15 protein-coding genes are annotated in these 14350 nt (G+C 70.3%); 6 read left to right on the top strand and 9 right to left on the bottom strand.

Features of this window, described 5'->3' with window-relative positions; all coding sequences use genetic code 11:
* Window positions 1-66 precede the first annotated feature (66 nt).
* The 5 genes from ABD333_RS20825 to ABD333_RS20805 form a co-directional block, all read right to left on the bottom strand.
* Complete coding sequence (locus ABD333_RS20825) at window positions 67-762, bottom strand: hypothetical protein (protein ID WP_344543281.1); 696 nt, start codon at window positions 760-762, stop codon at window positions 67-69.
* A gap of 72 nt (window positions 763-834) precedes the next feature.
* Window positions 835-1560, bottom strand: coding sequence for a hypothetical protein (locus ABD333_RS20820; RefSeq protein WP_344543279.1), 726 nt, complete (start codon window positions 1558-1560; stop codon window positions 835-837).
* Window positions 1554-2156 carry a hypothetical protein gene (locus tag ABD333_RS20815; protein ID WP_344543277.1) on the bottom strand — a complete coding sequence of 201 codons (603 nt, stop codon included), beginning with the start codon at window positions 2154-2156 and terminating at the stop codon, window positions 1554-1556. The genes ABD333_RS20820 and ABD333_RS20815 overlap by 7 nt, the downstream gene beginning before the upstream one ends.
* Window positions 2157-2254: 98 nt before the next feature.
* A complete protein-coding gene (locus ABD333_RS20810; RefSeq protein WP_344543275.1) occupies window positions 2255-2881 on the bottom strand; it encodes a LysE family transporter in 627 nt (208 codons plus the stop codon).
* A 123-nt stretch (window positions 2882-3004) separates the two neighbouring features.
* Window positions 3005-3289 (bottom strand): hypothetical protein, encoded by a 285-nt coding sequence (locus ABD333_RS20805; protein WP_344543273.1) that lies wholly within the window; start codon window positions 3287-3289, stop codon window positions 3005-3007.
* A gap of 161 nt (window positions 3290-3450) precedes the next feature.
* On the opposite strand from ABD333_RS20805, the gene ABD333_RS20800 reads away from it, so the two are divergent.
* From ABD333_RS20800 to ABD333_RS20780, 5 genes are all read left to right on the top strand, one after another.
* Window positions 3451-4425 carry an ATP-binding cassette domain-containing protein gene (locus ABD333_RS20800; protein WP_344543271.1) on the top strand — a complete coding sequence of 325 codons (975 nt, stop codon included), beginning with the start codon at window positions 3451-3453 and terminating at the stop codon, window positions 4423-4425.
* Window positions 4422-5201 carry an ABC transporter permease gene (locus ABD333_RS20795; RefSeq protein WP_344543270.1) on the top strand — a complete coding sequence of 260 codons (780 nt, stop codon included), beginning with the start codon at window positions 4422-4424 and terminating at the stop codon, window positions 5199-5201. The genes ABD333_RS20800 and ABD333_RS20795 overlap by 4 nt, the downstream gene beginning before the upstream one ends.
* Before the next feature lie 24 nt (window positions 5202-5225).
* On the top strand, window positions 5226-5672 hold the full coding sequence (locus tag ABD333_RS20790) for a cupin domain-containing protein (RefSeq protein ID WP_344543268.1): 447 nt from the start codon (window positions 5226-5228) through the stop codon (window positions 5670-5672).
* Between the two features lie 81 nt (window positions 5673-5753).
* Complete coding sequence (locus tag ABD333_RS20785) at window positions 5754-6713, top strand: zinc-binding dehydrogenase (RefSeq protein ID WP_344543266.1); 960 nt, start codon at window positions 5754-5756, stop codon at window positions 6711-6713.
* Window positions 6710-7600 (top strand): LLM class flavin-dependent oxidoreductase, encoded by an 891-nt coding sequence (locus ABD333_RS20780; protein ID WP_344543265.1) that lies wholly within the window; start codon window positions 6710-6712, stop codon window positions 7598-7600. The genes ABD333_RS20785 and ABD333_RS20780 overlap by 4 nt, the downstream gene beginning before the upstream one ends.
* A gap of 83 nt (window positions 7601-7683) precedes the next feature.
* Here ABD333_RS20780 and ABD333_RS20775 read toward each other — a convergent pair whose 3' ends face one another.
* From ABD333_RS20775 to ABD333_RS20765, 3 genes are all read right to left on the bottom strand, one after another.
* Entirely contained in the window at window positions 7684-8217 is a 534-nt protein-coding gene (locus ABD333_RS20775; RefSeq protein WP_344543264.1) for a GNAT family N-acetyltransferase, read from the bottom strand.
* Window positions 8218-9396 carry an alpha/beta hydrolase family protein gene (locus tag ABD333_RS20770; RefSeq protein WP_344543262.1) on the bottom strand — a complete coding sequence of 393 codons (1179 nt, stop codon included), beginning with the start codon at window positions 9394-9396 and terminating at the stop codon, window positions 8218-8220.
* 86 nt (window positions 9397-9482) lie between these two features.
* Complete coding sequence (locus ABD333_RS20765; protein ID WP_344543261.1) at window positions 9483-10034, bottom strand: hypothetical protein; 552 nt, start codon at window positions 10032-10034, stop codon at window positions 9483-9485.
* Window positions 10035-10231: 197 nt separating this feature from the next.
* Between ABD333_RS20765 and ABD333_RS20760 the strand changes: the two genes are divergently transcribed.
* Complete coding sequence (locus tag ABD333_RS20760; RefSeq protein ID WP_344543259.1) at window positions 10232-12871, top strand: TNT domain-containing protein; 2640 nt, start codon at window positions 10232-10234, stop codon at window positions 12869-12871.
* Here the strand turns inward: ABD333_RS20760 and ABD333_RS20755 are convergent.
* Window positions 12868-14346, bottom strand: coding sequence for an alpha/beta hydrolase (locus ABD333_RS20755; protein ID WP_344543745.1), 1479 nt, complete (start codon window positions 14344-14346; stop codon window positions 12868-12870). The two genes, ABD333_RS20760 and ABD333_RS20755, sit on opposite strands and share 4 nt — an antisense overlap.
* Window positions 14347-14350 lie beyond the last annotated feature (4 nt).

Genomic DNA, 14350 nt, shown 5'->3' with positions numbered 1-14350 from the left:
CCATCGGAAGCACTCACTTCGCCCACGCTCCCAGGTGCTCTGGTACGCGCGGACGGGACGCCCGGATCAGCCGATCTTCCTCAGCTGCTTGGTCAGGATCTCCATTGCCCGTGCGGCGACCGGTTCACCGGACTTGGAGGGCTTGGTGCGTTCCCAGTAGACCGTCGTGACCAGGACGTTGCCGCGTACCGCGTAGTCGTACACGAAGAAGAGAACGTTCTCCGTCGTCTGCGAGGCGGAGTACAGCTGGCGCTCGAAGCCGCGAAGATGCGTCCACCCCTCCACGCTGTCCCCGGAGGTCTTCCACGTGTCGTCGTGGGAGAACAGCACGACCCTCTTGCCCGGAATCCTCTTCGCGTTCACGCGCTTCTTCGCCGGGCACGCGGTGGCCTTCGTCTTCACCTTCGCGAAGGCTTGGGAGGCCGCTGCGGAGTCGTCGTAGTGCGCCACGAGCTGGCTGTAGTTGGTCCGGGATGTCGAGCTCTTGCGATCCGTGAACTGCCGGATCGTGATTCGCGGTTCACCGTCGACCTTCGCCCCACCCAACGAGCAAATGGGGATCTGCTTGTCCTGGAGAGGTAGGAGGGAGACCTGAACCTCACGGAGTCCCTTACCGATCTCGCCCGGTTTAAGGAGCGCCTCCCGCACCTTCGCCGCATCGTAGGACGGCTGAGCACTGGGAGAGGGAGAAGGGGGCGTGGAGCTCTTCTTGGGACCGGATTTCTTGTCGTCGCCGCCGCATCCCGCCAGGACCAGGCCCACGATGGCGAGAATCGTAGTGAGGTCCAGCAGTTTTCTCGGGCCCACGGGCCGCCCTCCAGGTGTTGTCACGCGTCAGGGCCGCGAACCGGTCTGGATCTCTCCTACAGCCAGATCGAAGGTGGACGTCATCTCCATCGGGTCCAGCGTGTCGCTCTGGGGCTGACAGGGGCCCTCACAGGTCCACGTGACATTCCAGGTGATCGTGGCGCTGATCCGGTATCTGTTACCGGGCTGGCCATGGGAGGAGCGCTTGTACTCGTAGCCGCACTGGGTGCCGCTGGTACTGCCTGGACCGTCGCAGACTACGGACCCCTCCACCAGGTTCCACGTGACGTTCTGCGGAATGGCGACGGCCGTGACGACCTGAGGGCCCGCCTCGGCCTTGGCCTCCAGCCTGCGGAAGCCGGCGGGGTCGATCCACAGCCCCGTGCGTACGCCCACGAACGTCTTGTTCTCGGGGGAAGTGTGGATCACTGGAGGCGGGAACCGGATCTCGTCAAAGGCCATTTCGGCGACCGCGGCGGTCGGGATGGGCTGTTCCCCAGGGTCGCCCGGCGGTGCGCAGATGCCGCCTTCCGGACAGTCGTCCGCCTTTCCGGGGCCGGTCGAACCGTCTCCGCCACCGCCTCCGCCACCACCGCCGCCCGGGCTACCCGGGCGGTTGTTGTGGGCGCCGCATCGCACTTTGGCCTTGCCGCTCTGGCACGGGTCTGCCAAGGCCGCCGGCGGAAGCACAACGGCGGTCGCCGCTCCGAGGGCCACGATGGACACGAAGGATGTACAGCGCCTTATCAGCATGAATTGCCCCGCTTAGAGTCGGCGACCTTCCAGGTACCGGCGTCGTACTTCAGTGTGGTCAGGTAGGCGACCGCGTCGCCTGTGCCGCCGCCCAGCCGTTGCCCGGTCTTGGTCGAGTAACGGTAGGCGGTGAGCGTGCGCACGCAGTCGATGACGTTCACGGAGGCGCCGTCCGGAGAGCGGCTCTGGACCCGCGGGTTGAAGATGTTGGTGAAGCGCCAGACCTCGTTCTTGGCGGCCATCGCCTGAACGTCCTTGGTGATCGAGCTCAGCAGCGGTTCCGTCACGATGGCGCTGAGAGGTGCCGGATCGTTCACTCGGTACACCCGCTTGTAGACGCGTTGGTATTCGAGGTAGCGCTGGAGGACGGTTTTGTTGATCTCTTGGGCGGACTGGGTGGGGGGTGGGGCGGACTGGGGGGTGGGGTCGGTGGCGGGGCGGGCGTTGGAGGGGGTGCCGCCGGGGTTGAAGTCGCCGCTGGGGGAGCCGGTGTCGCCGCAGCCGAGGGCGGTGAGGGTCAGGAGGGCCGTGGCGGCTCCTGTCAGCGCGCGGCGAGGCCCGGGGGCGGGGTGAGGACGTACCAACCGGGCGCGCATCGCTATACCTGATCTACCAGCCGAGAACGGGGCGAGTACGGCTGGAAGCTTACAGAGGTCAATGTGGCCAGAAAAGAGATTCGTTGCGGAAAGCTTGGTCAGGGCAGAACGAGGTGGAGGGCCAGGGCCGTGATCAGCGTGCTGGACGCCAGGGTGGTGATCAGCTGACCGCGGCGGCCGGTGAGGGTGCGACCCAGGAGCGCGCCGCCGGCGGCGAGCAGGAGTTGCCAGCTGGCGGAGGCCGCGAAGGCGGCGGTGACGAAGATGGTCTGTTCGGGGAGGCCGGTGGTCACGCTGCCGCCCAGGACCAGGGCGGCGAAGTAGATCACGGTGGTGGGGTTCAGCATCGTGATGCCGAGCAGGGTGAGGTAGGCCCGGGAGGGGCTGGGCGGTGTCTCCTCGATGTCGGCGGGCTTGGTGAGGGCGTTGAGCGCGCCGCGTGCGGCGAGGGCCACGAGGACGGCCGCCGAGCACCAGCGGAGGGGCTCGGTGATCGGTTGCAGGAGGGGAGTGAGCGCCGAACCGCCGAGGGCGGCGGCGAGGGCGTAGGCGCCGTCGGCGGTGGCGACGCCCAGGGCGGCGAAGACGCCGACCTTCAGGGTCGTACGGGCGGTGAGGGCGACCAGGTACGTCGCGACGGCTCCCACGGGCATGGCGATGCCGTAGCCGGCGAGGAGCCCTGCGACCAGGGCCGCGGTCACGATCGGGAGAGCGTCGGCCTCCATGGTCCGCAGGGCTGCTGCTGCGCGCGCACCGGAAGGTCGGTGGCGGTCGGCGGCAGGGCGAAGATCGTGGTCATGGGTGTGATTGTGCGGTTCGTTGTTGGGCGGCGGCAACCGGTTTTTGTGTCAACAGGCGCCAGTGCCCGGGCTGGGACGACCACGGAGGCCGGCTTCGTCCCAGAACCGGCCCGCGAGGTCGTCGGCCAGTCCGCAGCCGCATTCGGCGGCGTGGCGGGTACGGCTGGCGGCGCGGCGTACCAGGGCGGACGCTCGTACGGCCGCGCACTCGCAGCGGTGCGCGACGGTACCGCCGGTCAGGGCGCTGACCGGGGGCGGGCCGGCGCAGTCGCACAGCGGTGAGCCGCGCATCTCCAGTTCGTCGGCCAGGGCCGCTCGCTGGGCGTCGGTCACTGGAGCCGGATGCGGGCCTGCCATCACGTCGGGGCACATCGACCAAGGAGCACGGTCAGTATCGTGCTGCGCCGGGCCACGATTGGCAATAGCCGCGTCCGGGCATGCGAAACCGCCGATCGGCCTGAACGCGGGCGCCGGGAATGCCAAGATGCTTCCCTGTGATCACAGTTGAGGGTCTTTTCAAGAACTTCGGCCCCGTACGGGCGGTGGACGGGATGACGTTCACCGCGCGGGCGGGCTCGGTCACCGGGTTCCTCGGCCCCAACGGCGCGGGAAAGACGACCACGCTGCGCATGCTTCTCGGGCTGGTCCGGCCGTCCGCGGGCAAGGCGCTGATCAACGGGCGTTCGTTCGCCGAGCTGGACCGTCCCGCCAAGGAGGTCGGCGCGGCGCTGGAGGCGACGGGGTTCCATCCGGGTCGCAGCGCACGCGACCACCTGCGCGTGTCGTGCCTGGCCGCCGGGTTGCCGACGGAACGGGTCGACGCCGTCCTCGAACTCACCGGGCTCACCGAGGCCGCGGACCGCCGGGTCGGCGGGTTCTCGCTCGGCATGCGCCAGCGCCTCACCCTCGCCACCGCCGTGCTCGGCGAGCCGCCCGTGCTCATCCTCGACGAGCCCGCGAACGGCCTGGACCCCGCGGGCATCCACTGGCTGCGGGCGATGCTGCGCCATCTGGCCGACGTCGGCTGCACGATCCTGGTGTCGAGCCATGTGCTGTCGGAGGTGGAGCAGATCGCCGACCATGTCGTCATCGTGACGCGCGGGAAGGTCGTGCGTGACGCGCCGCTGGCCGAGTTGGTCGGCGACAGGAACGAACTCCGGGTCGCCGTTGAGCCGCCGGCCGAGGGCGACGGCGGGCTGGCGGCCGCGCTGGAGAGCGCGGGCGGGACGGTACGCCGGGAGAACGACCGGCTCTACGTCACCGGCCTGGACGCCGCCGTCGTCGGCCGCGCGGCGCTGGAGACCGGGACGGTCCTCACCGAACTCACCGAGGAACGGTCCGGACTGGAGAAGATCTTCTTGGAGCTCACCATGGCCGAGTTGAGCGCTCCACCGGAGGACGTTCCGAAGGCCGCGGTCGTGGCCGCCGACGCGTCCGTGGCCGCCGACGAGCCGGGGAGCACGCGATGATCCAGCTGGTCAGGGCGGAACTGCTGAAGATCCGGTCGACCCGGATGTGGATCGGCATGCTGGTGCTCAGCGTCGGCTTCGCGCTGCTGGGGCTGGTCTTCCTGATCGCGCTGGCGGGGACCGACTTCGACGGGGAGTCGGGCATCCCGCCGGTCACCGACCCCGACACCGTGCGGGCGTTCTATGCGAACGCCAGCTCCGGCGTGCTGTTCATGATGATCCTCGGCGTTATGGGGATCACCGGCGAATACCGTCACCAGACGATCACGCAGGCGTTCCTGGCGACCCCGCGCCGCGGCCGGGTGCTCGCCGCCAAGCTCGTGTCGTACTTCCTCTTCGGCCTGGTGTTCGGCCTCGCGACCGTGCTCGTCACGGTCGCGGTCGCGTGGCCCGCGCTGGCGATCAAGGGCGGCTCCACGTCGCTGCTCGCCCACGACGTGCCGACCATTCTCGGCGGCACGGTGCTGGCCATGGGGCTGTACGCGCTCGTCGGCCTCGGGCTGGGCGCGCTGATCCGCAACCAGATCGCGGCGATCATCGTGGCGGTCGCGTGGGTGCAGCTGGTCGAGGCCATCCTCACGTTCGCGGTGCCGGACGTCGGGAAGTGGCTGCCGGCCGGGGCGGTACGGGCGATCACCCACACGACGGGCGGCTTCGGCGGGCCGGGCGACCTGCCCACGCTGCCCGCCTGGGGAGGCGTGCTCGTCCTGCTGGGGTACGGTTTCGCGTTCGCCGCCATCGCCACCGCGACCACCATCCGCCGCGACATCACCTGAGCCGGGAATGGAAGACTGCCCGGCATGACTGATATCGCGCTGACCACCCCCGATGGGGCCGAACGCCTGCGGGCTCCGGCGGGGGAGTACATCGTCAGGCTGTCCGGTGAGCAGACCGGCGGCGCGCTGGCCGTCGTCGAGTACACGTTCCCGCCCGGCGCGGTAGGCGCGTCCCCGCACATCCATCACGGCCATGAGGAGCACTTCCAGGTCCTGGACGGTGAGGTCACCTTCGACCTGGCCGACGGCCCGGTGGCGGTCGGCGCGGGCGGGGCGGTCTCGGTGCCCAAGGGAGCGCCGCACGGCTTCCGGAACGCCTCGGGCGACTGGGCCCGCTGCCTCTTCCTGCTCACTCCGTCGGGCTACGAGAACTACTTCCGCGAGATCCACCAGGCGCTGGAACGCGGCGAGGAGCTCGACGCCGAGCGCCTGGCGGCCCTGCGCGCCGCGTACGACACGGTGACCCTCTGACCGCTCCGTCGCTTGACCTCAAGATGCCTTGAGGTTGCAACCTTGATCACGTAAGCGCGACGCGGATTGAGGAGCGGTGACATGCGGGCTGTGTGGTTGACCGAGTTCGGCGGACCCGAGGTGCTGGTCGCGGGAGACGCGCCCGACCCGGTCGCGGGCCCCGGGCAGGTCCTGGTGAACGTGGCGTACGCCAACATCACCTTTGTCGAGACGCAGTTCCGCCGGGGGTTGCCGGGGCCGTTCAAGGCCAAGCCGCCGATGATCCCGGGCAACGGCGTGGGCGGAGTGGTCGCCGGGGTCGGTGAGGGCGTCGATCCGGCGCTGGTCGGCAAACGCGTGATCAGCAGTCTGCGCGGCGAGGGCGGCTACGCCGAGAAGACCGCGGTGGACGCCGCGTCGCTGATCGAGGTGCCGGACGGCCTCGCCCTGGACGACGCGGTCGCGCTCCTCGCCGACGGCCGGACGGCCCGCATGATGCTCACGGCGGCCACCCCGGAGGCGGGGGAACGGATTCTGGTGGAGGCGGCGGCGGGCGGTGTGGGCACGCTGCTCGTCCAGCTGGCCAAGGCGGCCGGGCTCACCGTCGTCGCGGCGGCGGGCGGTGAACGCAAGACGGCGCTCGCCGCCGAGCTCGGCGCGGACGTCGTCGTCGACTACACCGAGCCCGGCTGGACCGAACGGGTACGGGAGGCCACCGGCGGCGTCGACATCGTCATGGACGCGGTGGGCGGCGACATCGGGCGCGCCGCGTTCGAGCTGCTCGGCGACGGCGGACGGATCGTCAACTTCGGCCTGGCCAGCGGCGAGTGGGCCGGGATCGACCCGGAGACGGCCAAAGCGCGCGGAGTGACGATCGTGGAACCGGCGTTCACCCCCGAACTGCTGCGCGAGCACGCCGTGAAGGCGCTCGCGGAGGGCGCGGCGGGACGGCTCCGGCCGGTGATCGGCCAGCGTTTCCCGCTCGACCGCGCCGCCGACGCGCACGCGGCCATCGAGTCGCGCGCCACGGTCGGCAAGACGCTGCTCGAGGTGAACCAGTGATCCACATCGGGGTCAACCTGCCCTCGTTCGGCGTCGACGAGAAGGCCGGCGTCGCCGAGCACGCCAGGCTCGCCGAGGCGGCCGGGCTCGAATCGATCTGGGTCGGCGACCACCTGCGCCCCGTGAAGCCGTTCCTCGACAGCACGCTCGTGCTCGCGACGGCCGCCGCGGTCACCGAGCGCGTCAAGGTCGGCTTCGGCGTCATGGTGCTGGCACTGCGCCCGGTGGCGTGGGCCGCCAAGCAGGTGGCGAGCCTGCAGCATCTGTCCGGCGACCGGGTGCTGCTCGGCGTCGGCACGGGCGGCGAACCGCACGGCGACGTGGCCTGGCGCGCGGTCGGCGTCCCGTTCGCCGAACGCGGCCGCCGTACGGACGCGGCGCTCGAACTGCTGCCCGGCCTGGTCGAGGGCAGGCCGACCGAGATCGACGGCGTGGAGATCGCCCTCACGCCGGGCGCCACCATGCCGCCCGTTCTGATCGCGGGCAGCGGTCCGGCGATGCTGAGGCGCCTCGCCCGCCACGGCGACGGGTGCTATCCCGCGTTCTCCACGCCCGGCCAGATCGCGGAGCTGTCCGGGCGGCTGGCCGAGCTCGCCGCCGAGCACGACCGTCCGGTGCCGAGCATCACCGTCGCGGTCAGCATCGGCCTGGGCGACGTGACCGGCGCGGAGATCGACGCGCAGGTCCGAAGACTCACCGGCTACGGTATGAGCGAAGAGGACGCCCGCGCGACCCTAGTCACCGGCGCCCCCGCCCAAGCGGCCGAACACTTCGCCGAACTAGCCGCCGCAGGCGCCCATCGCATCATCGGCATGCCGTTCCCCAGCGACCGCCTCCGCCAAACCGAACTCCTAGCCGAGGCCGCCAGCGCCCTACGGTCGCCGTAGCGTGAGCCCGTACAAGCCCCTGGCCCCGATGCCGTAGACGCCGCTTCCATCGGGGAACCAGCCGAACGGCGAGAGCGGCTCGTTCAGCTGGGGGATGGGCGGGTGAGGGTGTAGACGTGGACCAGATCGCCGTAGGCGCTGAGGGTGTCGTGCGGGTGCCGGGTCATGGCCAGCTTGCCCATGATGCGCTGGGACGCGACGTTGCCGGGCGTGCAGCGGGCCACGATCAGGTCGGCCCCGATCCGGTCGAACACCTCGTCCACCAGGGCCGCGGCGGCCTCGGTGGCGACGCCGCGGCCCCAGGCGTGCGGCTCGGTCCACCAGCCGATCTCCACGGCGGGCAGGCCGATGCCCGGGATCGGGTCGCGGATCCAGCTGAGGGCGGCGAGGCCGAGGAACGTACGGTCGGCGCGGTCGAGGATGGCGCGCCAGCCGAAGCCGTGCTGGGCCCAGTGGTGGAGCGCGGCGGCGTGCCGCTGGGCGGCGTATTCGGGAGTCCAGACGCCCTGCCCGATGTGGCGCATGACCTTCTCGTCGGACGACATCCGCACGAGGTCGGCGGCGTAACGTTCCCGCCAGGGCTCCAGCACCAGCCGAGAGGTGGTGAGCGGCTCCATCTACCGGACTTTAGCCAGGAAACCGGTGAGGGCCCGTTCGTATGCCGGAGGGTCCACGTTCCAGGCGTCGGTGTGGTCGCCGGGGGTCGCGATGTGGGTGACCATTCCGGGCGGCGCGGTCTTGGCGAACGTCACGGAGGGGCCGTTGTCGACCGTCGCGTCGTCGTTCGTGGTGAAGAGCAGCGTCGGGGTCCTGAGGTGCGGCGCGTACCGGCGCTGGTCGAAGTCGTCGAGGTCGATGCCGACACGGCGCTGGAGGATCAGCTTGGCGGCGCCGGTCACGATGCCCGGCAGGTCGCGCTCGGCGCCCTGCTTGTCGAGCGTGGCGCTCCAGTCCATGACCGGCGAGTCCAGGGCGACGCCGCGGATGAACGCGGGATCGGCGGCCCTGCGGAGGGCGGTCATGGCCATGGCACCGCCCATCGACCAGCCGTACAGCACGACGCCGGTCGCGCCGCGTCCGCGTGCGTAGGCGATGGCGGAGGCCACCTCGTTCCATTCGGTGGCGCCCAGGTGGTTACGGCCGTCGGGTGAGGCGGGCGCGCCGACGTCGTTGCGGTACGCGATGGAGAGCATGGGCAGGCCGAGGCGGTGTACGGCCGGGATGGCCCGCATGGTCTCCAGCTTGTCGGCGTTACGGCCGTGGACGCCGATCACCCAGGTGGAGTTGTAGCTCTTGCCGGGTACCAGCCACGCGGGCATCGGACCGAGCTTCGACGGATAGGCGACGTTCTGGAAATCCAGGCCCAGGGAGGCTCTGGGGTCGCCGCCATAGACCCAGTGGTCCAGGTAGACCTTGGTGCCCTTGGCCAGCGTTCCTTGGGAGACCGTGGTGACCTTCCGTACGACCGCGTCGGGGGTGGTGCTCACCACCGGGCCGAGCATGGCCCGGCCGCCCTTCCAGGCGAGCGCCCAGGTCCCGGGCAGCGTCGTCGCCTTGTCCTTGGGCAGGGTCACCGATCCCGGTGCCGTGTCGAGGACGGTCAGCGGGTACTCGTCCTCGTGGCTCACCTCGGTGGCCACACCGGAGAAGTACCAGCCGATCCCCGCCGTCGCCGCGCCCAGCACGAGCACGAGCACGAGCAGCACGGAGATGATCAGCCGCCGCCGTCGCCTGGGGGGTGCGGCGGAAGGCTCGGTGGCGGGCGCCGATGCGGGCGCGGCGGCATCTCTGGACACGACGCATCACGTTATTCGAGGGCGCCGTATGCCAGGTAACCGGCGGCCGCCGTATCGGGCGGGAAGGCGACGGCCGCCGGAGTCCATCAGAGGCTCTTGCCGCCGACGCGGTAGTCGCCCGTGGTCGTCTGGAAGAACGGCGCGGTGCTCATGCACTTGGGCACGCTCTCGAATCCGGCGACCGACCAGCTCCAGCCGATGCGGTCGCGGCGGCCTTCGTCGCTGACGGTGAAGCCGACCCGCTTGCCGATGACCTTCAGGTCGGGCATGGCGGGGATGCCGCCCGACTTGATCACGCCGGTGACGACGGCGACCTTGCCGCCGACGACGAGACAGTCGATCTCTGCCGTGAAGTCGGCGAACGGGCCGCCCGTGGCGGTCCTGTGCGTCACGCGGAACCGGCCCTTCGCCTTGGACGGATCGCCGTCCGGCGGCGTCCTGGCGTCCACCGAGAAGCGCACCGGATGGTCCTTGTACGCCTCCCACGCGAGCTTGCCGCCTGCCGAGCCGACGACGAACGAGCCCGGTCTCTGAGGCTTCGCGGCCGGCGTCTCGGCGATGGCGGGGCCTGCGGCGAACGTGCCCACGGCGAGTAGCACGGCGAGCCCGACCACGGCGGTACGTGCGAGACGAGCCATCTGGGGTCTCCCTTTCTGTGACGGATCCGGACGAGGTGGCCCGGACGTCCTCACGGTCTCGCGGCGACCACCGGGAGGGGCTCCCGCCGCAGGGTGATCATGTTCCCCCGATCGGGGGAGGCCGGATCGTCCTGCTGGAGGGTGGCGGATGCCGATACCCTGCCGAACGCGACGAATCGGAAGCCGAGGGGGACCTTGTGTCGGGGCGGAACGAGCGCATCGCGGCGCTTGAAGATCAGATCATCCGGCTCGCGACGCGGTCGGCGCCTCCCGGCTGGCGGCGCGTCGACCTGCGCTGCCTCGCCACCGTCGCGGTGAACGACGTCGCGCTGACCGTTCTCCAGGAGGAGAGCCGGTCAGAATCCGCGCCGGCCGAGCTCACCGAACTCCTAGGCGAGCTGCGCCGCGCCCACTACGTGCCCGAACGGGGCACGTGGTTCTCGGTGCTCTTCCTGATCGAGCCCGGCTCCGAGCCGCAGCGGCTCTACAACTTCGACCACGACCCGGAGTGGGACCCGCCGATCCCGCAGGACGCCTGGCGCCGCGACCAGATCGTCCTGCCGCGCGACGCCGAGTACACCCCTGGCTGGCTGCGCGCACGGCTGGAAGGCCGCGAGCCGGGCCACCCGCCCGCGGACGTGGAGCCGCTCAACCCCATCGAGCAGATGGAACTGCTCTCCAACGAGATCTCCCTCGTCCTCGCCGGCCACGCCCCGCCGCTGTGGCGGACGATCTCCGGGTACTACCAGGCGGTGGGGGACAACGTTCAGTTCCCGCCGATGATGGTGCACAAGGCCGACGGCACGATGGCGTACCCACCCCCGCCCGCCTCGGCCGGGATGCTTTTCGACCGCCTGCGCGCCGGCATGTACGGCCAGGGCCGGACGTGGTCACGGGTGGACTTCCAGGTGACCTTTGACAAGCAGATCTCCTGCCAGGCCAAGTACATGTGGGACGAGGAGCCTGCCTTCCGCCCCGAGCCGACCGCGGACGACGTGCGGCGGGAACTCGAACGCTTCCCCCGCGACGACGTCCCTGAGTGGATGACCCGCCGCCTGAACCAGGGCCTGCGCCAGGCGAAGCTCTTCGACGACCTGGACCCGCCGTCGGTCTCAAGGCCCCCCGTCCCGCCAGACGAGATCGACCAGCTCGTCGAATACCTGCGGAAGGCCCCGATCGTCTTGGCCGCCCGTTCGTACGGCAAGGACATGGTCGACCCTTCCCGAGGCGAGAAGGTGCCGCTCACCTTCCACACCGACGGCACCTGGGTATGGTCCGGCGGCACGGCGTACTACCTGCGCGAACACAACATCCCACCCGAGCCCGACCTGGTAGCCCACATCCGCGCCACGAACTACCAACTCCCCGCAGTAACCGACGAAACCCTAAACGCCGCCAGCGCCCTAATCACAAAGCCCCATCCCCCTCAACCACCCCCCGCACCGGAGCCTCCTACTGCGCCAGCACCGCATGCCACACCACCGCCGCCGGCTGCACCGGCGCCACCTTTTGCACCCCCGCCGCCTGCCGCACCTGAGCCGCCCGTTGCACCTGAGCCGCCCTTTGCACCCGCGCCGCCTGCTGCATCCGCAGCAGCACCGCATGCCGCACCTGCACCACCACCTCCTGGCGCACCGTGGCCCGTCTCACCCGCACCGCCGGTTGCACCTGCGTCGCATACCGAACTAGCGCCGTCTGCTGCGCCTGCGCCGCCTGCCGAGCTGACACCGCCTGCTGCGCCAGCGCCTGCGCCGTCCATCGCATCCGCACCGCCGGTTGCACCTGCACCGCCTGCCGCACCCGCACCGCCTGCCGCACCCGCACCGCCTGCCGTACCCGAGCCGCCCGTTGCAGCCGCGCCACAGGCTGCGCCTGCGTTTCCCGCCGCTGCTTCGCCGCTCGGCGCCGCGCCACAGCCGCTCGCAGGGGAGGCCTCCATGCCTCCGCCGCCTCCTGCCGCGCCGCCGAGTCCAGGCGCTGCGCAGTCTCATCTCGCGGCGACGGTCTTTGAGCCCGCCGAGGTGGCGCAGTCGGTCCAGCAGCCACCTCCGCCGCCCGCCGGGCCTCCGCCCGTTGCCGCAGCGCAGTCCCACTCCGCGGCGACGGTCTTCGAACCTGTGGCGCAATCCGTTCAGCAACCACCTCCGCCGCCTGCCGCGACGATCTTCGAACCGTCGGCTGAGCCGGTCATGCCATCCCTGCCTCCGCCACCTCCGCAGGGTCCGGCGCCCGTACCTCACGTTCAGCCGCAGGCGCCCGCACGACCGGCCAGCCCGGCCGAGGTGCTCCGCCGCCTGGAACAGCGACTCAACGGGCTGGCTGTGCCGCCGACCGCCTACAAGCTGCAAGAGGCGACCGAGGGCGCGTGGTGCATGGTGTACGAGCAGGACCACTGGTCGGTGTTCGCCCTACAGAACGGAGAACGTAGGCAGGCAGCGGACTTCGACGCCGCAGACAAGGCCGCCGCCTACCTCCTCGGTTCGCTGCTCCTGCCGTCCATCGAGCAGCCGTCCATCAGTCCGCTCCCAGGCGAGCCGCCACTGAGCCTCTTTCGGGACAGGCAGGAGATCGAGCTTCCGGTAGGCACGGTCGTGGACCGCTATGGCGCGCCGATAGGGAACGTCACGTACGCGCTCCGGACGCCGTTCGCCGAACGTTCGCTACCGCCAGAGTGGGCGCACCACCCCTACCACGCCTACCGTCTGCAGCGGCCGTGCCGAGTGTTGACCGGCATAGCGGTGCCGTGGTTCGACCAGCCCGGCGGCGGGACGTCCTACGTCTTCCCACGTTCCATAGCCGATCTCCTGGCCGACGGCACGCTTTACGAAGACCGCTAGAAGCGCCGAACGGAATCGTCCCTTCTCGCTGCGCTCGTCTGGCTGAAGTCGGGCAACCGCGCTGGGCAGCGCGCGCCCGGCGCGGGCGTCTTCCCGTTCAGCAGGTACGCGTCGACGGCCTTGCGTACACATCCGCTCAGCCCGTACGTGCCGTGCCCTGCGCCCTCGTACGTGAGCAGCGCGGTCCCGGGGATGCCCTGCTGGGCGCCGACCGCCCACGGATACACGGTCGCCGGATCGCCCAGAGCACCCGCCACCAGGATGGGCGGCACACCCTTGATCCGGTACGGCCGTTGCGGGTCCCGAGCGGGACGCGGCCGGCCGATGCACGCGGTGACGGCCTCCCATCCCAGCGGATTGAGCCGTACGTGCGGCGCGGCCCGGCGCGTCTTGGCCCGTACGTCGGCGAGCTCCTTGTAGTTCCTAATGGGGAACGACCAGTCGGCGCAGAGGATCCCCGCGAACGCCCCGTCCGGGTCCTTGTTCGCGCCCGCCGCCTTGACGACCCGGCCCTTCTGCCTGCTGAGCTCCTTCAGCTCCTCGCTCAGCTGCGCCCACGCGATCGGCTCGTACATCGAGTTGCGGACCATCTGCGCCAGCTCCGGCACCGACAACCGCACCTTCGGGTCGCCGATTTCATGCAGGCGACCTTTCTCGGCCCGCAACATCAAGGCATCGAGCACCTTGACGGGATCCTTCCCCCTCAATCCACAATGCTTGGACGTCGGGCACCACCTGGCGAACTGCAGGTACGCGGCCTCAAGCCCCCTGGCCTCATCCATCGAGAAGTTGAGCGCGCCCCTCACCCGATGGTCCATGGTCCCGTCGAGCGTCATGCGCCTCACCCGCTTGGGGAAGATCTCCGCATAGCGCTGGCCGAGCCACGTTCCGTACGAGCGCCCATAGAACGAGACCTTCTGCGCACCAAGCGCGGCCCGAATGGCATCCATGTCCCGGGCGACGTTCCCCGCCCCCAAGAAGTCATAGAGCAGCCCGGTCTTCTTCCGGCAAGCCCTATAAAGCTTGCCCTGGAACGCTTTCAGCTTCGCGAAGTCGCTCTGGTTACGCGGATACCGCCGCGGCATCTTCCCGACGTTCCCGCACTTGACAGCGCGACTGGCGCCGACACCCCGCGGATCGAAGCCGACGATGTCATAGCGTTCTCGCACCTGCTTGGACAGCCCGGCCCGGTCCAGGGCGAAGTCGATCCCCGAGCCGCCCGGCCCGCCCGGATTCACGAAGAGCACACCCAGCCGCTTCTTCGGATTCTTGGCCTTCACCCGCGCCACAGCGATCTTGATGCGCCCCCGCTTGGGCTTGGCCCAGTCGATCGGAACGCTGACATGGCCGCACTGCGCCGTCCGGTCGTCGGCGCACCTCTTCCAGCTGATCTTCTTGGGCGCCGCGTGTACCGGGGCGGACCCCGACACGACGACGGCGACGCACGCGATCAGGACTCCGGCCGTACGGCCCATGCGG

Origin of the sequence: Actinomadura fulvescens, assembly GCF_039533225.1 — a bacterium.
GTDB lineage: Bacteria > Actinomycetota > Actinomycetes > Streptosporangiales > Streptosporangiaceae > Spirillospora > Spirillospora fulvescens.
The sequence above is the reverse complement of the archived record's forward strand: the minus strand, read 5'-3'. Positions and strand labels throughout refer to the sequence as shown.